Here is an 18,990-nt window from a genome sequence, read left to right as displayed (position 1 = left end):
GCCACCTACCCGCGCTGGTACTGGCTGACCTTCAACGCCGGCACCGTCTTCGGCGTCGGATTCTGCACCTGGCTCCAGTTCCAGTCGCTGTACCGGATCAACTCGCTGTGCCTGTGGTGCTCGCTGGCCTGGGTCGCCACGATCATCATGTTCTGGTACGTGACCTCGTCGAACATCCGCAACGACTTCCTGCCCGCCCCGCGCTGGCTGAAGAGCTTCTTCGGCGAGTTCACCTGGGTCCTGCCCGTCGTGCACATCGGGATCATCGGGATGCTGATCCTGACCCGCTGGTGGGACTTCTGGACCAGCTGACAGCCCTGCGTGGATTGTCAGTGGCGTGACATAGGGTTTTGGACGTGGAGCCCGACCTGTTCACCGCCGCAGCCGAAGAACGCCAGGAGAAGGACCCGTCCAGCAGCCCCCTGGCCGTCCGGATGCGCCCGCGTACCCTCGACGAGGTCGTGGGCCAGCAGCATCTGCTGAAGCCTGGCTCACCCCTGCGCAGACTCGTCGGCGAGGGGAACGGCGGCCCGGCCGGACCGTCCTCGGTGATCCTCTGGGGCCCGCCAGGCACCGGCAAGACGACCCTCGCGTACGTCGTCTCCAAGGCCACCAACAAGCGCTTCGTGGAGCTCTCCGCGATCACCGCGGGCGTCAAGGAAGTCCGCGCGGTCATCGACGGCGCCCGCCGCGCCACCGGCGGCTTCGGCAAGGAGACCGTCCTCTTCCTGGACGAGATCCACCGCTTCAGCAAGGCCCAGCAGGACTCCCTGCTCCCGGCCGTCGAGAACCGCTGGGTGACGTTGATCGCCGCCACGACCGAGAACCCGTACTTCTCGGTGATCTCACCGCTCCTGTCACGCTCCCTGCTCCTGACCCTCGAACCGCTCACCGACGAAGACCTGCGCGGCCTGCTGCGCCGGGCACTCACCGACGAGCGCGGCCTCAAGGAGGCCGTCACCCTCCCCGAGGACACCGAGCGGCACCTGCTGCGCATCGCCGGGGGAGACGCCCGCCGCGCCCTGACCGCCCTGGAGGCCGCCGCCGGCGCGGCGCTCGACAAGGGCGAGCAGGAGATCACCCTCCAGACCCTGGAGGAGACCGTCGACCGCGCCGCCGTGACGTACGACCGCGACGGCGACCAGCACTACGACGTGGCGAGCGCCCTCATCAAGTCCATCCGCGGCTCCGACGTGGACGCAGCGCTGCACTACCTGGCCCGGATGATCGAGGCCGGCGAGGACCCCCGCTTCATCGCCCGCCGACTGATGATCTCCGCCAGCGAGGACATCGGCCTCGCCGACCCGAACGCGCTGCCGATAGCGGTGGCCGCCGCCCAGGCCGTCGCCATGATCGGCTTCCCCGAGGCCGCGCTGACCCTCAGCCACGCCACCATCGCCCTCGCCCTGGCCCCGAAGTCCAACGCCGCGACCATGGCCATCGGCGCCGCGATGGAGGACGTACGCAAGGGGCACGCGGGCCCGGTGCCGATGCACCTGCGCGACGGGCACTACAAGGGCGCGGCCAAACTCGGGCACGCCCAGGGGTATGTGTATCCGCACGACCTGCCCGAGGGCATCGCCGCCCAGCAGTACGCCCCGGAAGAGCTCAAGGACCGGGAGTACTACACACCGACCCGGCACGGCGCCGAGGCGCGCTACGCGGACGCGGTGGAGTGGACCAGGAAGCACCTCGGTAGAGGGCGGCCCTGACCACCCTGTAACATGACGCGAAGCGCTGCGTCCCGTGTCCGGCTCCGGTCGGCACCACCAGAACGGGACATCCAGCCGGAGCCCCTGCCGCCACGGAGGGATTCCAGGAGCGTCGCGCACCGTCGAAGGTGTCGCGGGCAGCCCACCACCACCCGGTCTCCGGGAACGGTCGGTGGGCCACTCGCGTGCTGCACGTATGTGCCCAGACCCAGGAGCGGCTGCCCAGCAGGTCCCCCGAGGACCCGCGGGGTTTCCCGGGCTGCGGATTGCGACCTCCCTTAACTCTGGTGAGCCGAAGTCAAGGAAAGAGAAAAAGTGGCGAATCAGTCCCGCCCCAAGGTCAAGAAGTCGCGTGCCCTCGGCATCGCGCTGACCCCGAAGGCCGTCAAGTACTTCGAGGCCCGCCCCTACCCGCCGGGCGAGCACGGCCGCGGCCGCAAGCAGAACTCGGACTACAAGGTCCGTCTGCTCGAGAAGCAGCGTCTGCGCGCGCAGTACGACGTGTCCGAGCGCCAGCTCGTCCGCGCCTACGAGCGTGCCTCCAAGGTCCAGGGCAAGACCGGTGAGGCCCTGATCATCGAGCTGGAGCGTCGTCTCGACGCGCTGGTCCTGCGTTCGGGCATCGCCCGCACGATCTACCAGGCCCGCCAGATGGTCGTTCACGGCCACATCGAGGTCAACGGCCAGAAGGTCGACAAGCCGTCCTTCCGCGTCAAGCCCGACGACGTCGTGATGGTCCGCGAGCGCAGCCGCAGCAAGACGCTGTTCGAGGTCTCCCGCGCCGGTGGCTTCGCCCCCGACGGCGAGACCCCGCGCTACCTCCAGGTGAACCTCCCGGCCCTGGCGTTCCGCCTGGACCGCGAGCCGAACCGCAAGGAGATCCCGGTGATCTGCGACGAGCAGCTCGTCGTCGAGTACTACGCCCGCTGATCGTCTTCCAGCGCACGTAGCACCACCTCCGCGTCAGCCCGTCGTCTCCCCGCCCTTCGAGGTGGGCGAGACGGCGGGCTTCCGCGTGTCCGGGGGAAGCCCGCGCGGCGAGGGCACCGCACCCAGCGGCCGGGGACCGGGCTCCCGCAGCGCCCGCGCCACCGCCGCCTCCCGGCCGAGCCGAGCCCCCGCCCGTACGCACTCCTCGTACCGCTCGTCGCCCAGCCGCCGCCGGGCCCCGGCCTCGCACCGCTCGTGCGGCACGTTGTAGTACGCCGAGCCGAACAGCGGCAGGCCCACCGAGGGCCACAGCCGGGCCGCCGCCCCCTGCAGCACCGCGGCCTCGGCCGCATCACCCTCCGTCTCCGTGACCAGCGCCAGCAGCTCGATCGCGAGGACCGTGCCGAGCAGGTCGTGGAAGGCGTGCCCGGTGTCCAGGCTCTGTTCCAGGAGACCCCGGGCGCGCCCCGGATCGCCCGCGGTCTGCGCCTCGTACGCCAGCACATACAGCGCGTACGCGAGCGCCCAGCGCTCCCCGTGGTCCTCGCAGACCCTGCGGACGTCCTCGCACAGCTTCACCGCGCCCGGCAGGTCGCCCCGGAACGCCAGCGCCATCGCCAGCTCGACCTGGGCCATCAGCACGTTGCTGTTGAGCTCGCCGATCTCGTGGTAGCGGTCGAGCGCAGAGCGCAGCAGGGTCTCCGCGCGTGCCATGTCGTCGCCGACCAGCGCCAGACACCCGGTGCGGTGCTCGGCGTAGGCGATCGCGGTGGGGTTGTCGGTGCGTTCGGCCTCCTCGCGGCACTCCTGGAGCGCGGTGATCGCGGGCACCGTGTCGCCTTGGAGGATCGCCACATAGCCGAGCACCCACAGGGCCTTCAGCCGCGACTGGTCGCGGTCGCTGTCGAGCTCCACCCCGCGCTCCAGCCAGTGCCGCCCCTCCGCAAGCCGGCCGCAGCCGACCCAGTAGAACCACAGGCTGCCGGCGAGGTACTGGCCCAGATGCGTCTCGCCCGGCTCGGTCAGGCAGTACTCCAGGGCGGAGCGCAGATTCGGCAGCTCCGTCTCGACGCGCGCGGCCACCTCACCCTGCCGCGGCGAGAACCAGTCCAGCTCGCACCAGGTGGCCAGGCCCATGTACCAGTCGCGGTGGCGGCGGCGCAGCCGGCTCGCGTCGCCCGCCGCCACCAGCCAGTCCGCGCCGTACGCCCGCACCGTGTCCAGCATCCGGTAGCGCAGGCCGGCCGTCGTCTCCTCGCGCGCCAGCACGGACTGCGCGAGCAGCTCGCCCAGCACGTCGAGGACGTCGTCGGCGTGCAGTCCGTCGCCGCTGCACACGTACTCGGCGGCCTCCAGGTCGAACGGTCCGGCGAACACCGAGAGCCGCGACCACAGCAGCCGCTCCTCGGGCGTGCACAGCTCATGGCTCCAGCCGATCGCCGTCCGCAGCGTCTGGTGGCGTGGCAGGGCATCACGCCCGCCGCCGGTCAGCAGCCGGAAGCGGTCGTCGAGCCGGGACAGCAGCTGCCCGGGGGAGAGGGTGCTCAGCCGGCCCGCGGCCAGCTCGACGGCGAGCGGGATCCCGTCCAGGCATCGGCACAGCTCCAGGACGTCCGCCCGGTCGCCGTCGTCCAGCGTGAACCCGGGCACCCGGGCCGCCGCCCGGTCCGTGAACAGCTCCGCGGCTTCCCCCTCGCGCAGCGGGGCCAGCGGGAACAGCAGCTCGCCCTCGACGTCCAGCGGCCTGCGGCCCACGGCGAGCACCCGCAGCCCCGGCGCATGCCGCAGCAGCTCGCCGACCAGCGCGGCGCACGCGTCCACCAGATGCTCGAACCCGTCCACGACCAACAGGAGTTGACGCTCGGCGAGATGGTCGAGGAGCAGCCTGAGGGGCGGCTTCGACGTCTGGTCCGTCAGCGTGAGGGCCTCCATGAGCGCGTACGCGACGAGATCCGGATCGCGCACGGAGGCCAGCTCCACCCGCCATGATCCGTCACGCGGCCGGGTGTGTGCCGCGGCCCGTGCCGCGAGGCGTGACTTGCCCATGCCGCCCATGCCCGTCACCGTCACCAGCCGGGCCTGCCCAAGCGCCTCCGCCAGCCGTGCGAGTTCGGCGGTGCGCCCCACGAACGCGTTGAGTTCCAGGGGCAGATTGCCGGGTGCGGACCGGTCGGAGCACTCAGAAGCTCGCATGGGACACGGAGCGTACTGACCCGTAAGCGGTCCGTACAGTCGCTTCGCGCAACTCCGGGCCCGGCAGCCGGTAATGCGGTACGGAGCGGCGGCCCCGGCGCGATACGCTCGGGGGACGACTTTTTGATGTTCAGACACGATGTTCAGAGACGATGTCCAGGCACGTACTGGCAGGCACGTACTAGGGAGCGGGTGCGACAGTGTCCGGTGGAGAGGTGGCCGGGATCCTGGTGGCCGTCTTCTGGGCGATCCTGGTCTCCTTCCTCGCCGTCGCACTGGCGAGGCTGGCCCAGACGCTCAGGGCGACCACCAAGCTCGTGGCGGACGTGACCGACCAGGCCGTCCCGCTGCTGGCCGACGCCTCCGCGGCGGTGCGCTCCGCGCAGACCCAGATCGACCGGGTCGACGCCATCGCGTCGGACGTCCAGGAGGTCACCTCGAACGCGTCGGCGCTCTCCACGACCGTCGCGTCCACCTTCGGCGGCCCGCTGGTGAAGGTCGCGGCGTTCGGCTACGGCGTCCGCCGGGCCATCGGCGGCCGCAAGGACAACGTGCCCCCCAAGGCCTCCCGTCGTACCGTGATCGTGGGCCGCACCGTCCCGTCCGCGCGACGGGGAAAGCGGAAGAAGGACTGACGCAGCGATGTTCCGCCGTACGTTCTGGTTCACCGCCGGCGCAGCCGCGGGTGTGTGGGCCACCACCAAGGTCAACCGCAAGCTCAAGCAGCTGACTCCCGAGAGCCTCGCGGCCCAGGCCGCGAACAAGGCGATCGAGGCCGGGCACCGGCTCAAGGACTTCGCGCTCGACGTCCGTGACGGCATGGCCGAGCGGGAGGCCGAACTCGACGAGGCGCTCGGGCTCAATGACCACCCCGAGCTGCCCGGGCCCCGGCGTGTCGCCGCGATCGAGAGCAGTCCGAAACACAGCAAGAACCCGACGTACGTCGAGAGGTCGACGTACTCGTACAACCGGAATGAGGACCACTGATGGAGTCGGCCGAGATTCGCCGCCGCTGGTTGAGCTTCTACGAGGAGCGCGGTCACACTGTCGTTCCCTCGGCGTCGCTCATCGCGGACGACCCGACTCTGCTCCTGGTCCCCGCGGGCATGGTGCCCTTCAAGCCGTACTTCCTCGGTGAGGTCAAGCCGCCGTGGTCGCGCGCCACCAGCGTGCAGAAGTGCGTGCGCACGCCCGACATCGAAGAGGTCGGCAAGACCACCCGGCACGGCACGTTCTTCCAGATGTGCGGCAACTTCTCCTTCGGTGACTACTTCAAGGAAGGCGCGATCACCTACGCCTGGGAGCTGCTCACCTCGCCCCAGGACAAGGGTGGTTACGGGCTCGACCCCGAGCGTCTGTGGATCACGGTCTACCTCGACGACGACGAGGCCGAGTCCATCTGGCGCGACAAGATCGGTGTCCCGGCCGAGCGCATCCAGCGTCTGGGCAAGAAGGACAACTACTGGTCCATGGGCGTCCCCGGCCCCTGCGGCCCGTGTTCCGAGATCAACTACGACCGCGGCCCCGAGTTCGGGGTCGAGGGCGGCCCGGCCGTGAACGACGAGCGGTACGTGGAGATCTGGAACCTGGTCTTCATGCAGTACGAGCGCGGTGAGGGCACCTCGAAGGAGGACTTCGAGATCCTCGGCGAGCTGCCCAGCAAGAACATCGACACCGGCCTCGGCATGGAACGCCTCGCCATGATTCTGCAGGGCGTGCAGAACATGTACGAGATCGACACCTCCATGGCCGTCATCAAGAAGGCCACCGAGCTGACGGGTGTCGAGTACGGCGCCGCCCACGACTCCGACGTCTCGCTGCGCGTGGTCACCGACCACATGCGCACCTCCGTGATGCTCATCGGCGACGGCGTGAGCCCCGGCAACGAGGGCCGCGGCTACGTCCTGCGCCGCATCATGCGCCGCGCCATCCGCAACATGCGGCTGCTCGGCGCCACCGGTCCGGTCGTCAAGGACCTCATCGACGTCGTGATCGAGATGATGGGCCAGCAGTACCCGGAACTGGTCAGCGACCGTCGGCGGATCGAGACCGTGGCCCTCGCCGAGGAGGCGGCCTTCCTCAAGACGCTGAAGGCCGGCACGAACATCCTCGACACGGCCATCTCGGACACCAAGGAGTCCGGCGGCACGGTGCTCGCCGGCGACAAGGCCTTCCTGCTCCATGACACCTGGGGCTTCCCGATCGACCTCACCCTCGAAATGGCCGCCGAGCAGGGCCTTTCGGTGGACGAGGACGGCTTCCGGCGTCTGATGAAGGAGCAGCGGGACAAGGCCAAGGCCGACGCCCAGGCCAAGAAGACGGGCCACGCCGACCTCGGCGCCTACCGTCAGATCGCCGACGCCGCCGGTGAGACCGAGTTCATCGGCTACGACCGGACCGACGGCGAGTCGCGCATCGTCGGCATCCTGGTCGGCGGTGTCTCCTCGCCCGCCGCCACCGAGGGCGACGAGGTCGAGATCGTCCTCGACCGCACCCCGTTCTACGCCGAGGGCGGCGGCCAGATCGGCGACACCGGCCGCATCAAGGTCGACACCGGTGCCGTCATCGAGATCCGTGACTGCCAGAAGCCCGTACCGGGTGTGTACGTCCACAAGGGCGTCGTCCAGGTCGGCGAGGTCACCGTCGGTGCCCAGGCCCAGGCCACCATCGACTCCCGTCGCCGGACGGCCATCGCCCGCGCCCACTCGGCCACGCACCTCACCCACCAGGCCCTGCGCGACGCCCTCGGCCCGACGGCCGCCCAGGCCGGTTCCGAGAACCAGCCCGGCCGCTTCCGCTTCGACTTCGGTTCCCCCTCGGCCGTTCCGACGACCGTCATGACCGACGTCGAGCAGAAGATCAACGAGGTGCTCGCCCGGGACCTGGACGTGCACGCCGAGATCCTGAGCCTCGACGAGGCCAAGAAGCAGGGCGCCATCGCCGAGTTCGGCGAGAAGTACGGCGAGCGCGTCCGCGTCGTGACCATCGGCGACTTCTCCAAGGAGCTGTGCGGCGGCACGCATGTGCACAACACCTCCCAGCTCGGCCTGGTCAAGCTGCTCGGCGAGTCCTCGATCGGCTCCGGCGTACGGCGTATCGAGGCTCTGGTGGGCGTCGACGCCTACAACTTCCTCGCCCGCGAGCACACGGTCGTCGCCCAGCTCCAGGAGCTGATCAAGGGCCGTCCCGAGGAGCTCCCCGAGAAGGTCTCCGCCATGCTCGGCAAGCTGAAGGACGCCGAGAAGGAGATCGAGAAGTTCCGCGCGGAGAAGGTCCTGCAGGCCGCCGCCGGTCTCGTCGAGTCCGCCAAGGACGTCCGCGGTGTGGCTCTGGTCACAGGTCAGGTCCCGGACGGCACGAGCGCCGACGACCTGCGCAAGCTGGTCCTCGACGTGCGCGGCCGCATCCAGGGCGGACGGGCCGCCGTGGTGGCCCTGTTCACCACCGCGGGCGGCAAGCCGCTCACGGTCATCGCCACCAACGAGGCCGCCCGCGAGCGTGGCCTCAAGGCCGGTGACCTGGTCCGTACGGCCGCCAAGACCCTCGGCGGCGGCGGTGGCGGCAAGCCGGACGTCGCCCAGGGCGGCGGCCAGAACCCGGCCGCCATCGGCGAGGCCGCCGACGCGGTCGAGCGGCTCGTCGCCGAGACGGCCAAGTGAGCACGGACGGTCAGCAGAGCGGTGACGGCCGGGGCATGCGCCGCGGCCGCCGGCTCGCGATCGACGTCGGGGACGCCCGGATCGGAGTCGCCTCGTGCGACCCCGACGGGATCCTCGCGACTCCGGTCGAGACCGTGCCGGGGCGTGACGTCCCCGCCGCGCAGCGCCGGTTGAAGCAACTCGTCGAGGAGTACGAGCCGATCGAGGTCGTCGTCGGGCTCCCTCGCTCCCTCAAGGGGGGCGAGGGCCCCGCCGCCGTGAAGGTGCGCGCCTTCGCCCAGGAGCTGGCCCGGGCGATCGCGCCCGTCGGGGTCCGGCTCCTCGACGAGAGGATGACCACAGTGACGGCCAGTCAGGGGCTGCGCGCGTCGGGCGTGAAGTCCAAGAAGGGCAGGTCCGTCATCGATCAGGCGGCCGCTGTCGTCATCCTGCAGCAGGCTCTGGAGTCCGAACGGGCGTCAGGGAACGCACCGGGCGAGGGCGTCGAAGTGGTCATCTGATCGCGATACGGTAACGTTCCGCGCGATGTGGTGGTGTTCGAACAGCCACCGCACAGCGAAGAGGCGGACGGGAGCCGAGCCACCAGCGACAGCAGCCACCGCCTCGCGGCTCTAGGGGATCGATGACTGAGTATGGCCGGGGCGCAGGCTCCGAACCGTGGAATCCGGAGGACCCGTTGTACGGGGACGGCGGATGGGGAGGACAGGCCGTCGACGGCCGGCCTCCCTACGGCGGCCAGCCGCAGCACCACCCGCAGCAGCCGCAGCAGCAGCACCAGCAGTCCCAGTACGGCGAGTGGAGCCCGGACCAGCAGGGCGGCTACAGCCAGGAGCAGCAGTACGGCGCCCAGAACCAGCAGCACTTCGAAGGCCAGGGCCCGCAGCAGTATCACGACCAGGGCCAGCAGCACTTCGATGGCCAGGGCCCGCAGCAGTATCACGACCAGGGCCAGCAGCACTTCCATGGCCAGGGTCGGCAGCAGTATCCGCAGCAGTACCCCGGCCAGGAGCAGCAGCAGTACGTCGATCAGGGCCGGCAGCAGTACAACGGACAGGACCAGCAGCAGTACCACGACGGCGGCTGGGACAACGGGACGCAGCACCAGGCCACCTACGCCGCCGACCCGAACGACCCGTACGGCAACCAGGCCGCCGGGTACACCGGTGAGCAGCCCGACTTCTACGGCACTCCCGACGCGTATCCGCCGCCGGAGCCGCCCGCCCGTCGCCGTGCCGAGCCCGAGCCGCAGATCGACTGGGATCCAGGCCCCGACCAGGGCGAACACGCCTTCTTCGCGGGCGGTGACGACGATGACGACTTCGACGACGACGATCCGAAGGCCGGTCGCGGCGACCGGAAGGGCCGCGGCGGCAAGGGCGAAAAGGGCAAGAAGCGCCGCAGCGGCTGCGCCTGCCTGGTGGTCGTGCTGGTCTTCGGCGGCGGTATCGGCGGAGTCGGATATTACGGGTATCACACCTACCAAAATCGTTTCGGCGCGGCTCCGGACTACGCGGGTGACGGCACGGGCGAGGTGACGGTCGAGATTCCCAAGGGCGCGTTCGGTTATGCGATCGGGCGGGTGCTGAAGGAAGCCGGCGTCGTCAAGAGCGTCGACGCCTTCGTGTCCGCTCAGCAGCAGACCCCCGACGGGGACAAGATCCAGGCGGGCGCGTATGTGCTGAGGAAGAGCATGTCGGCTGCCAGCGCGGTCAAGCTGATGCTCGACCCCAAGAGCCAGAACAACGTGATCGTCGCCCCTGGGCAGCGCAACGTCGTTGTCTACCAGGCGATCGACAAGAAGCTCGACCTCGCGGACGGCACCACCGGGAAGATCGCCAAGAAGGAGTACAAGACCTTCGGACTTCCCAGCTGGGCGAACGACAGCAAGGACATAAAGGATCCGCTGGAAGGATTCCTCTACCCGGCGACCTATCCCGCCGCCAAGGGCATGAAGCCCGAGGCGATCCTGAAGCAGATGGTGACGCAGGCCAAGGAGAGGTACGCGGCCTACAACCTCGTGGCCAAGGCCAAGGAACTGAACCTGGTGAACCCGCTCCAGGTCGTCACGGTCGCGAGCCTCGTCCAGGCCGAGGGCAAGACGCACGACGACTTCCGCAAGATGGCCGAGGTGGTCTACAACCGTCTCAAGTCCACGAACACGGAGACCAACAGGCTGCTCCAGTTCGACTCGACCTTCAATTACCTGAAGGGCCAGAGCAACATCCACATCAGCGAGTCCGAGATCAACAGCAACAAGGACCCGTACAACACCTATACGCGGAAGGGTCTGCCGCCCGGACCGATCGGCAACCCCGGTGACGACGCGATCAAGGCGACGTTGAACCCGACCAGTGACGGCTGGATCTATTTCGTGGCGACCGACGGTCAGAGCAACACCGAATTCGCCAAGACCTATGCGGAATTCCAGAAGCTCAAGGAAAAGTTCAATGAGAGCTCGGGCAACTGACGCCCGAAGGGCCGCGGTACTCGGCTCCCCGGTCGCCCATTCCCTCTCCCCGGTGCTGCACCGCACCGCGTACCGGGAGTTGGGACTCGGCGACTGGTCCTACGACCGTTTCGAGATCGACGAGGAGGCGCTGCCGGGCTTCTTCGGGGACCTCGGTCCCGAGTGGGCGGGCCTGTCGCTGACCATGCCGCTCAAGCGGGCCGTCATCCCGCTGCTCGACGAGGTCAGCGAGACGGCGGCCTCGGTCGAGGCCGTCAACACGGTCGTGTTCACCGAGGACGGCCGTCGCGTCGGCGACAACACCGACATCCCCGGGATGGTCGCCGCGCTGCGCGAGCGCGGGATCGAGCAGGTGGACTCCGCCGCGATCCTCGGCGCGGGTGCCACCGCCTCCTCCGCGCTGGCCGCGCTCGCCCAGATCTGCACCGGCGAGGTCGTCGCCTACGTCCGCAGCGCGGAGCGGGCCGCCGAGATGCGGCGGTGGGGCGAGCGGCTCGACGTGGAGGTCCGTACGCAGGACTGGGCGCAGGCCGCGCAGGCCCTGCGCGCCCCACTCGTGATCGCCACCACCCCGGCGGGTACGACGGACGCCCTGTCCGCCGCGGTCCCGGAACGGCCCGCGACGCTCTTCGACGTGCTGTACGACCCGTGGCCCACCGACCTCGCGGCCCGCTGGTCCGGCTACGGCGGCGCCGTGGTCAGCGGACTCGACCTGCTCGTGCACCAGGCGGTGCTCCAGGTCGAGCAGATGACCGGACGCGCCCCCGCGCCGCTCGACGCCATGCGGAAGGCGGGCGAGCAGGCACTCATGAACCGCCGTTGAGCACGGCCGAATGCGATCTGCGCTGTGACACCGAATGTGGGTCCCAATCCTCAAGGATTGGGACCCGCATTCGGTCGATTTTTAATCAGTACACAGGGGATCCGGTGATTTCCCAGGCGGGCTGCATGCCCTCCCCGTCGTTGTTGATGTCGTAGTTCGCTTTACCGTCCGCGGTGTAGATCCTCGTACCGGAGTGGTATGCGGTTCTGCAGTTGTACGTCCCGCTGTAGTTCTGGTTGATCGCTCCGGTGAGGAAGCAGACGGATGATTCAATATAAGCGTCGTTCTTTTCGAGCCGGCTGATGACTTCGAAGTAGTCGTAGTCGTTGACCAGTCCGTCGCCGTGGGTCCATTCGAAGATCAAGTTCGCGCGGCTGGAGGAACCGCTTCTTTCCACACACGGGGTTATCCAGAGCACGACATTGTCGCCCGGTGTGTCGAACGATTTTCTCTGGGTGGTCCCGCAACTGCGGGAGTCGTATGCGCTGGCCGGGGTGTCGAGTGCGACGATTCCTGCCAGGGCTATCGCACAGGCGATGAGTGCCTGTACGACCTTGCGCGCGAAACCCATTTCCCCTCCTGGGTGATCGGCGATGAATTCGCCCGAAGGTTATCGACTGTCGTGATCAAGGTCAATATGAAGTCAAGTTCTGGTGAAGTTTCGGTGAAGGGTGAAGTTGGAGAGGGTGTGTCTCATTACGCGCGCGATGAGGCGAGATCGCCGATCCTGGGGAGCACTGTCCGTCTGACGGACCTGCCACCGGGTCGGGGCGCGGACGTGGGAGGATCGGAGGTGGCTGGCCGGAGCCGCGCACCCGGTCACGCCGACGACGTACGCGAGGACGCGCGTAGGGCAGTACCAGAGCGCGAGCATGAGGAGCACCGTTGAGCAGGTTGCGCTGGCTGACCGCGGGGGAGTCCCACGGTCCCGCACTTGTCGCGACGCTGGAGGGCCTTCCCGCCGGCGTGCCGATCACCACGGAGATGGTGGCGGACCACCTCGCCCGGCGGCGCCTGGGCTATGGACGCGGTGCCCGGATGAAGTTCGAGCGTGACGAGGTCACCTTCCTGGGCGGTGTCCGGCACGGTCTCACCCTCGGCTCGCCGGTGGCCGTCATGGTCGGCAACACCGAGTGGCCCAAGTGGGAGCAGGTCATGTCGGCCGACCCGGTCGACCCGTCGGTGCTGGCGGAGGTGGCCCGCAACGCGCCGCTGACCCGGCCCCGGCCCGGCCACGCAGACCTCGCGGGTATGCAGAAGTACGGCTTCGACGAGGCCCGGCCGATCCTGGAGCGCGCCTCCGCCCGTGAGACCGCGGCCCGTGTCGCGCTGGGCGCCGTGGCCCGTTCGTACCTGAAGGAGACGGCCGGGATCGAGATCGTCTCGCACGTCGTCGAGCTGGCCGCGGCGAAGGCCCCGTACGGCGTCTACCCCAAGCCCTCGGACGTCGAGAGGCTCGACGCCGACCCCGTGCGCTGCCTCGACGCCGACGCGTCGAAGGCGATGGTCGCGGAGATCGACCAGGCCCACAAGGACGGCGACACCCTCGGCGGCGTCGTCGAGGTGCTCGCGTACGGCGTGCCGGTGGGCCTCGGCTCGCACGTGCACTGGGACCGGCGCCTCGACGCCCGGCTCGCGGCCGCGCTCATGGGCATCCAGGCGATCAAGGGCGTCGAGGTCGGCGACGGCTTCGAACTGGCCCGTGTGCCCGGCTCCAAGGCCCACGACGAGATCGTCCACACCGAGGACGGCATCCGCCGCACCTCCGGCCGCTCCGGCGGCACCGAGGGCGGTCTGACCACCGGCGAGCTGCTGCGCGTGCGCGCCGCGATGAAGCCGATCGCGACTGTGCCGCGCGCGCTGGCCACGATCGACGTGGCGACCGGCGAGGCAGCCAAGGCCCACCACCAGCGCTCCGACGTCTGCGCGGTCCCGGCCGCCGGAATCGTCGCCGAGGCCATGGTCGCCCTCGTCCTCGCGGACGCGGTGGCCGAGAAGTTCGGCGGCGACAGCGTGCCCGAGACGCGGCGCAACGTCGAGTCCTACCTCGAGAACCTGGTCGTGCGGTGACCGCTGGACCACTGGTCGTCCTCGTCGGGCCGATGGGTGTCGGCAAGTCCACCGTCGGCGCGTTGGTCGCAGGCCGGCTCGGCTGCGCCTACCGCGACACGGACGACGACATCGTGGCCGAGCAGGGCCGCACCATCGCCGACATCTTCGTCGACGAGGGCGAGCCGGTCTTCCGCGCCATCGAGAAGAGCGCCGTGCACAAGGCGCTGGCCGAGCACGACGGGGTACTGGCGCTGGGCGGCGGCTCGATCCTCGACGCCGACACCCGCGCGCTGCTCGCCGGGCACCGGGTCGTCTACCTCTCGATGGACGTCGAGGAGGCGGTCCAGCGCACCGGCCTGAACGCGGCCCGTCCGCTGCTCGCCGTCAACCCGCGCCGGCAGTGGCGCGAGCTGATGGAGGCCCGCCGCCATCTGTACACCGAAGTCGCCCGCGCGGTCGTGCCCACCGACGGCCGCACCCCCGAAGAGGTCGCCCAAGCCGTCCTCGACGCACTGGAGTTGAAGGAAGCATGAGCGAGGCAGTGACGCGTATCCAGGTCGGCGGCACCGCGGGCACCGACCCGTACGAGGTCCTGGTCGGCCGTCAACTCCTCGGTGAACTGGGCGCGTTGATCGGCGACAAGGCCCAGCGCGTCGCGATCATCCACCCCGAGGCGCTCGCCGAGACCGGGGACGCGCTCCGCGCCGACCTGGCCGGACAGGGCTTCGAGGCCGTCGCCATCCAGGTGCCCAACGCGGAGGAGGCCAAGACCGCGGAGGTGGCCGCCTACTGCTGGAAGGCGCTCGGCCAGTCCGGCTTCACCCGCACCGACGTCGTCGTCGGCGTGGGCGGCGGCGCCACCACCGACCTCGCCGGGTTCGTCGCGGCGACCTGGCTGCGCGGGGTGCGCTGGATCGCCGTCCCCACCACCGTGCTCGGCATGGTCGACGCGGCGGTCGGCGGCAAGACCGGCATCAACACCGCCGAGGGCAAGAACCTCGTCGGCTCCTTCCACCCGCCCGCGGGCGTGCTCTGCGACCTGGCCGCGCTCGACTCGCTGCCGGTCAACGACTTCGTCTCCGGGCTCGCGGAGATCATCAAGGCCGGCTTCATCGCCGACCCGGTGATCCTGGAGCTCATCGAGTCCGACCCCGAGGCGGCGCGGACGCCCGCGGGCCCGCACACCGCCGAGCTCATCGAGCGCTCCATCAAGGTGAAGGCCGAGGTCGTCTCCGGCGACCTCAAGGAGTCGGGGCTCCGCGAGATCCTCAACTACGGCCACACTCTCGCGCACGCCATCGAGAAGAACGAGCGCTACAAGTGGCGGCACGGCGCGGCCGTCGCCGTCGGCATGCACTTCGCCGCCGAACTCGGCCGACTGGCGGGCCGGCTGGACGACGCGACCGCCGACCGCCACCGCACGATCCTGGAGTCCGTCGGCCTCCCGCTCAGCTACCGCTACGACCAGTGGCCCAAGCTGCTGGAGAACATGAAGGTCGACAAGAAGTCCCGCGGCAACCTGCTGCGCTTCATCGTCCTCGACGGTCTGGCCAAGCCGACCGTCCTGGAGGGCCCCGACCCGGCGGTGCTCCTCGCCGCGTACGGCGAAGTGGGGGAGTAGCTCCCAACGGGCCCCTGCTTGGCCCTGTTTGCCCTCCGTTCATGGGCACTCCCCGGCTTCCCCGGCCGTTCACACAACGACGGCCGGGGAAGGTACCGTTCGGTGGGGTCCCTCCCGCGCCCTTCAGGCTGTGGGGGAGAGCGGGAGGCTCCGCTCGCCGGCGTCAATCGCCTGCCGCGAGCGAATGGGCGAAAAGATCACGAGACGGAGTGGCACCGGATGCAGCACGCAGGGGGGGCTCCGCTGCCGCCGCCCCACCAGCCGGGGCACGGACCGGCCGCCGGCTGGTCGCCGGCCGCACAGCACCCGGGACACCCGGGCGGACCCTCCGGTCCGGCACCCACGAGCCCACCCGCCCCCGGCTTCACCGGTCCGCCGCCGGGACATCCGGCGCCGCCCTCGCACCTGCCGCATCCCGCGCCCCCGCAGCACGCCCCCGCAGCGCCGATCCCCGACACGACGGGGCATGTGCAGCTGCCCCCGGGCGGCCCGGTCGCCATGCCCAGCGCCCCGGGCGCCCCCGACCCCGCGGCGACCACCCTCGCCGTGCTGCTCATCGGGCCCGCGGGTGCGGGCAAGACGAGCGTCGCCAAGTACTGGGCGGACCACCGCCGGGTGCCGACCGCCCACATCAGCCTCGACGACGTACGCGAATGGGTGCGCTCGGGCTTCGCCGATCCGCAGTCGGGGTGGAACGACCATTCGGAGGCGCAGTACCGCCTGGCCCGCCGCACCTGCGGCTTCGCCGCGCGGAACTTCCTGGCGAACGGCATCTCCTGCATCCTCGACGACGCGGTCTTCCCGGACCGCCCGGTCGTCGGCCTCGGCGGCTGGAAGCGACACGTCGGGCCGGGGCTGCTGCCCGTGGTGTTGTTGCCGGGCCTGGAGATAGTCCTGGAGCGCAACGCCGAGCGCTCCGGAAACCGCCGCCTGACCGACGAGGAAGTCGCCCGTATCCACGGCCGGATGGCCGGCTGGTACGGCTCCGGGCTCCCCATCATCGACAACTCCCAGCTCGACGTCCCGTCCACGGCCCGCGTCCTGGACGAGGTCCTGGCCCGCTCCCTCGCGAGCCCACCGCAGTGGTAACCCCGCGGGGCCGGCGGGTACTGCCGGTCGGCCTTGCGCCGATCGCGATCGCGGAACCGGCCCCCTGACCCTCGCCAGCGGTGTCTCCGTCTCACCGCCGACCGCCTACCGCCCATCCGGCCCCGCTGGAACGGCGACATCGCGTCGACGCTCGTAGGCTCGATTTATGTCAGAGGTGTACGCGGCGCGACGCGAGCGGCTTCGGGAGCGCTGTGCGGCGGGCGGCAGCGCGACGGCGCTCGTCACCCGCCCGGCCAACGTGAGGTACCTCGCGGGCGCGGCCCCGCGCGGTGCCGCCCTCCTGCTGGGCAGGAGTGAGGACCTGCTGCTCTGCGGCGCTCCGCCGAGCGGCGAGGCCGTCGAGGGACGTCCCGACGAGGCGCTGCGCGTGCAGGTGCTGCCGCGCGGCGGGGGCGACGCGGCGGTGGCCGCCGCCGACGCCGCCATCGCCCAGGGCGCCGACTCCCTGGCGGTCGAGGAGCACCACCTCACCGTGACCCGGCACCGGGCCATCGGCTCGGTGGCACCCCAGCTGCGCCTCGCCGACCTGGGCGGTGCGGTGGAGCAGCTGCGGGTGATCAAGGACGAGGAGGAGATCTCCTGTCTGCGGATCGGCGCCGAGATCGCCGACCAGGCGCTCGGGGAGCTCCTCGAATCGATTCTCGTCGGCCGCACCGAGCGGCATCTCGCCCTGGAGCTGGAGCGCCGGCTCGTCGACCACGGCGCCGACGGCCCCGCCTTCGCGACCTCCGTCGGCACCGGCCCGAACTCCGGGCGGCGCGGGCACCGGCCCACCGACCGGCGGGTCGAGGAGGGAGATTTCCTTTCCGTCTGCCTCGGCGCGACCTACCGCGGCTACCGCTGCGAAATCGGCCGCACCTTTGTGATCGGTACCTCGCCCGCCGACTGGCAGATCGACCTGTACGACCTCGTCTTCGCCGCCCAGCGGGCCGGACGCGAGGCGCTGGTACCCGGCGCCGCCTACCGTGACGTGGACCGGGCCGCACGCCAGGTGCTCGGCTCCGCGGGCCACACGGAGGGCCTTCCTCCGCTGACCGGGCACGGTGTGGGGCTCGAAATCGACGAGGACCCGCAGCTCGCCCCCGCGGCCATGGGTAAACTGGACACTTGCGTGCCGGTCACCGTCGAACCGGGGGTCCACCTCCCGGGCCGGGGCGGTGTCAGGATCGATGACACGCTCGTCGTACGCCCCGAGGCGGACGGCGGACCCGAGCTACTCACCATCACGACCAAGGAACTGCTCGCGCTCTAGCCAATCGCTACGCGCGTGTCCCGGGGTCGTCCACGTCAGTCCAGGAGATTCCGCAACCGTGGCTTCCACGAACGACCTCAAGAACGGCCTGGTGCTCAAGCTCGACGGAGGCCAGCTCTGGTCCGTCGTCGAGTTCCAGCACGTCAAGCCCGGCAAGGGCCCGGCCTTCGTGCGCACCAAGCTGAAGAACGTGCTCTCCGGCAAGGTCGTCGACAAGACGTTCAACGCCGGCGTCAAGGTCGAGACGGCCACGATCGACAAGCGCGACATGCAGTTCTCGTACATGGACGGCGAGTACTTCGTCTTCATGGACATGGACACGTACGACCAGCTCATGGTCGACCGCAAGTCCGTCGGCGACGCCGCCAACTTCCTGATCGAGGGCTTCACCGCCACCGTCGCGCAGCACGAGGGCGAGGTGCTCTTCGTCGAGCTGCCGGCCGCCGTCGAGCTCGTCATCCAGGAGACCGAGCCGGGTGTCCAGGGCGACCGCTCCACCGGTGGCACCAAGCCCGCCACCCTGGAGACCGGTCACCAGATCCAGGTCCCGCTCTTCATCACCACCGGTGAGAAGATCAAGGTCGACACCCGCACGAGCGACTACCTCGGCCGGGTGAACAGCTAACCGTGGCTGCCCGCAACACGGCCCGCAAGCGCGCCTTCCAGATCCTCTTCGAGGGCGACCAGCGCGGCGTGGACGTCCTGACGGTCCTCGCGGACTGGATCCGGCACTCCCGGAGCGACACCCGGCAGCCGCCGGTCAGCGAGTACACGATGGAGTTGGTCGAGGGCTACGCCACCAAGGCGAAGCGGATCGACGAGCTCATCGCGACGTACGCCGTCGACTGGACGCTGGACAGGATGCCGGTCGTCGACCGCAACATCCTGCGCCTCGGCGCCTACGAGCTGATCTGGGTCGACGGGACCCCCGACGCCGTCGTCCTCGACGAGGCGGTGCAGTTGGCCAAGGAGTTCTCCACGGACGAGTCGCCCTCGTTCGTGAACGGCCTGCTGGGCCGGCTGAAGAACCTGAAGCCGTCGCTGCGCCGCGACGAGGCCTAGCGCGTACGGCGCCCGTGGTCCGTACGCGCCCGTGGACGACGTACGAAAACGCCGGAGGGCCCGCGTCCATGAGGCTCCCGAGGCCCGCAGAAAGCCGCCGGGGTGGCCG

At 70.0% G+C, this 18,990-nt stretch carries 18 protein-coding genes; 16 read left to right on the top strand and 2 right to left on the bottom strand.

Annotation, left to right across the window (positions count from 1 at the left end):
• The 3 genes from ABZ656_RS46960 to rpsD form a co-directional block, all read left to right on the top strand.
• On the top strand, window positions 1-312 hold a 312-nt coding region (locus ABZ656_RS46960), incomplete at its 5' end, for a vitamin K epoxide reductase family protein (protein WP_360277255.1).
• A 44-nt stretch (window positions 313-356) separates the two neighbouring features.
• Complete coding sequence (locus tag ABZ656_RS46955) at window positions 357-1,712, top strand: replication-associated recombination protein A (protein WP_101408269.1); 1,356 nt, start codon at window positions 357-359, stop codon at window positions 1,710-1,712.
• 315 nt (window positions 1,713-2,027) lie between these two features.
• Entirely contained in the window at window positions 2,028-2,642 is a 615-nt protein-coding gene (gene rpsD / locus ABZ656_RS46950; protein ID WP_101406249.1) for a 30S ribosomal protein S4, read from the top strand.
• 33 nt (window positions 2,643-2,675) lie between these two features.
• Here the strand turns inward: rpsD and ABZ656_RS46945 are convergent, their stop codons facing one another.
• On the bottom strand, window positions 2,676-4,835 hold the full coding sequence (locus ABZ656_RS46945) for an AAA family ATPase (RefSeq protein ID WP_360277246.1): 2,160 nt from the start codon (window positions 4,833-4,835) through the stop codon (window positions 2,676-2,678).
• A gap of 200 nt (window positions 4,836-5,035) precedes the next feature.
• Between ABZ656_RS46945 and ABZ656_RS46940 the strand changes: the two genes are divergently transcribed.
• The 6 genes from ABZ656_RS46940 (at window position 5,036) to ABZ656_RS46915 (ending at window position 11,784) form a co-directional block, all read left to right on the top strand.
• Window positions 5,036-5,470 (top strand): DUF948 domain-containing protein, encoded by a 435-nt coding sequence (locus tag ABZ656_RS46940; RefSeq protein ID WP_101406251.1) that lies wholly within the window; start codon window positions 5,036-5,038, stop codon window positions 5,468-5,470.
• Window positions 5,471-5,477: 7 nt separating this feature from the next.
• A complete protein-coding gene (locus ABZ656_RS46935; protein ID WP_168490034.1) occupies window positions 5,478-5,822 on the top strand; it encodes a DUF6167 family protein in 345 nt (114 codons plus the stop codon).
• Entirely contained in the window at window positions 5,822-8,494 is a 2,673-nt protein-coding gene (gene alaS, locus ABZ656_RS46930; RefSeq protein ID WP_360277243.1) for an alanine--tRNA ligase, read from the top strand. The genes ABZ656_RS46935 and alaS overlap by 1 nt, the downstream gene beginning before the upstream one ends.
• Before the next feature lie 35 nt (window positions 8,495-8,529).
• Complete coding sequence (ruvX, locus tag ABZ656_RS46925) at window positions 8,530-8,994, top strand: Holliday junction resolvase RuvX (RefSeq protein ID WP_101408270.1); 465 nt, start codon at window positions 8,530-8,532, stop codon at window positions 8,992-8,994.
• Between the two features lie 122 nt (window positions 8,995-9,116).
• Window positions 9,117-10,961 carry an endolytic transglycosylase MltG gene (gene mltG / locus ABZ656_RS46920; protein WP_360277240.1) on the top strand — a complete coding sequence of 615 codons (1,845 nt, stop codon included), beginning with the start codon at window positions 9,117-9,119 and terminating at the stop codon, window positions 10,959-10,961.
• On the top strand, window positions 10,942-11,784 hold the full coding sequence (locus ABZ656_RS46915; RefSeq protein ID WP_101406255.1) for a shikimate dehydrogenase: 843 nt from the start codon (window positions 10,942-10,944) through the stop codon (window positions 11,782-11,784). Before mltG ends, ABZ656_RS46915 begins: the two co-directional genes overlap by 20 nt.
• Before the next feature lie 85 nt (window positions 11,785-11,869).
• Here ABZ656_RS46915 and ABZ656_RS46910 read toward each other — a convergent pair whose 3' ends face one another.
• A complete protein-coding gene (locus ABZ656_RS46910; protein ID WP_101406256.1) occupies window positions 11,870-12,355 on the bottom strand; it encodes a hypothetical protein in 486 nt (161 codons plus the stop codon).
• A 314-nt stretch (window positions 12,356-12,669) separates the two neighbouring features.
• On the opposite strand from ABZ656_RS46910, the gene aroC reads away from it, so the two are divergent.
• The 7 genes from aroC (at window position 12,670) to nusB (ending at window position 18,881) form a co-directional block, all read left to right on the top strand.
• Entirely contained in the window at window positions 12,670-13,854 is a 1,185-nt protein-coding gene (gene aroC, locus ABZ656_RS46905) for a chorismate synthase (protein WP_101406257.1), read from the top strand.
• Complete coding sequence (locus ABZ656_RS46900; protein ID WP_101406258.1) at window positions 13,851-14,369, top strand: shikimate kinase; 519 nt, start codon at window positions 13,851-13,853, stop codon at window positions 14,367-14,369. The genes aroC and ABZ656_RS46900 overlap by 4 nt, the downstream gene beginning before the upstream one ends.
• Window positions 14,366-15,457, top strand: coding sequence for a 3-dehydroquinate synthase (aroB, locus tag ABZ656_RS46895; protein WP_101406259.1), 1,092 nt, complete (start codon window positions 14,366-14,368; stop codon window positions 15,455-15,457). Before ABZ656_RS46900 ends, aroB begins: the two co-directional genes overlap by 4 nt.
• Window positions 15,458-15,676: 219 nt before the next feature.
• Entirely contained in the window at window positions 15,677-16,546 is an 870-nt protein-coding gene (locus ABZ656_RS46890) for a Pro-rich N-terminal domain-containing protein (protein ID WP_360277235.1), read from the top strand.
• Window positions 16,547-16,712: 166 nt separating this feature from the next.
• Window positions 16,713-17,819, top strand: coding sequence for an aminopeptidase P family protein (locus ABZ656_RS46885; RefSeq protein ID WP_101406261.1), 1,107 nt, complete (start codon window positions 16,713-16,715; stop codon window positions 17,817-17,819).
• A gap of 58 nt (window positions 17,820-17,877) precedes the next feature.
• The gene (gene efp, locus ABZ656_RS46880; RefSeq protein ID WP_010988257.1) at window positions 17,878-18,444 is read left to right on the top strand and encodes an elongation factor P; all 567 of its coding nucleotides are present in this window, start codon (window positions 17,878-17,880) and stop codon (window positions 18,442-18,444) included.
• Window positions 18,445-18,446: 2 nt separating this feature from the next.
• Window positions 18,447-18,881: a transcription antitermination factor NusB gene (gene nusB, locus ABZ656_RS46875; protein WP_360277232.1), complete on the top strand. Its 435-nt coding sequence runs from the start codon at window positions 18,447-18,449 to the stop codon at window positions 18,879-18,881.
• Window positions 18,882-18,990: the final 109 nt, after the last annotated feature.

Source organism: Streptomyces sp. NPDC007095 (assembly GCF_040634475.1).
GTDB lineage: Bacteria > Actinomycetota > Actinomycetes > Streptomycetales > Streptomycetaceae > Streptomyces.
Note: the sequence above shows the minus strand (reverse complement) of the source record. Positions and strands in the feature narration are given on the sequence as shown.

Coding starts and splice junctions, on each gene's coding strand:
- ABZ656_RS46945 (WP_360277246.1), bottom strand. CDS start 4,835: ATGCGAGCTTCTGAGTGCTCCGACCGGTCCGCACCCGGCAATCTGCCC.
- ABZ656_RS46935 (WP_168490034.1), top strand. CDS start 5,478: ATGTTCCGCCGTACGTTCTGGTTCACCGCCGGCGCAGCCGCGGGTGTG.
- alaS (WP_360277243.1), top strand. CDS start 5,822: ATGGAGTCGGCCGAGATTCGCCGCCGCTGGTTGAGCTTCTACGAGGAG.
- ruvX (WP_101408270.1), top strand. CDS start 8,530: ATGCGCCGCGGCCGCCGGCTCGCGATCGACGTCGGGGACGCCCGGATC.
- mltG (WP_360277240.1), top strand. CDS start 9,117: ATGACTGAGTATGGCCGGGGCGCAGGCTCCGAACCGTGGAATCCGGAG.
- ABZ656_RS46915 (WP_101406255.1), top strand. CDS start 10,942: ATGAGAGCTCGGGCAACTGACGCCCGAAGGGCCGCGGTACTCGGCTCC.
- ABZ656_RS46910 (WP_101406256.1), bottom strand. CDS start 12,355: ATGGGTTTCGCGCGCAAGGTCGTACAGGCACTCATCGCCTGTGCGATA.
- aroB (WP_101406259.1), top strand. CDS start 14,366: ATGAGCGAGGCAGTGACGCGTATCCAGGTCGGCGGCACCGCGGGCACC.
- ABZ656_RS46890 (WP_360277235.1), top strand. CDS start 15,677: ATGCAGCACGCAGGGGGGGCTCCGCTGCCGCCGCCCCACCAGCCGGGG.
- ABZ656_RS46885 (WP_101406261.1), top strand. CDS start 16,713: ATGTCAGAGGTGTACGCGGCGCGACGCGAGCGGCTTCGGGAGCGCTGT.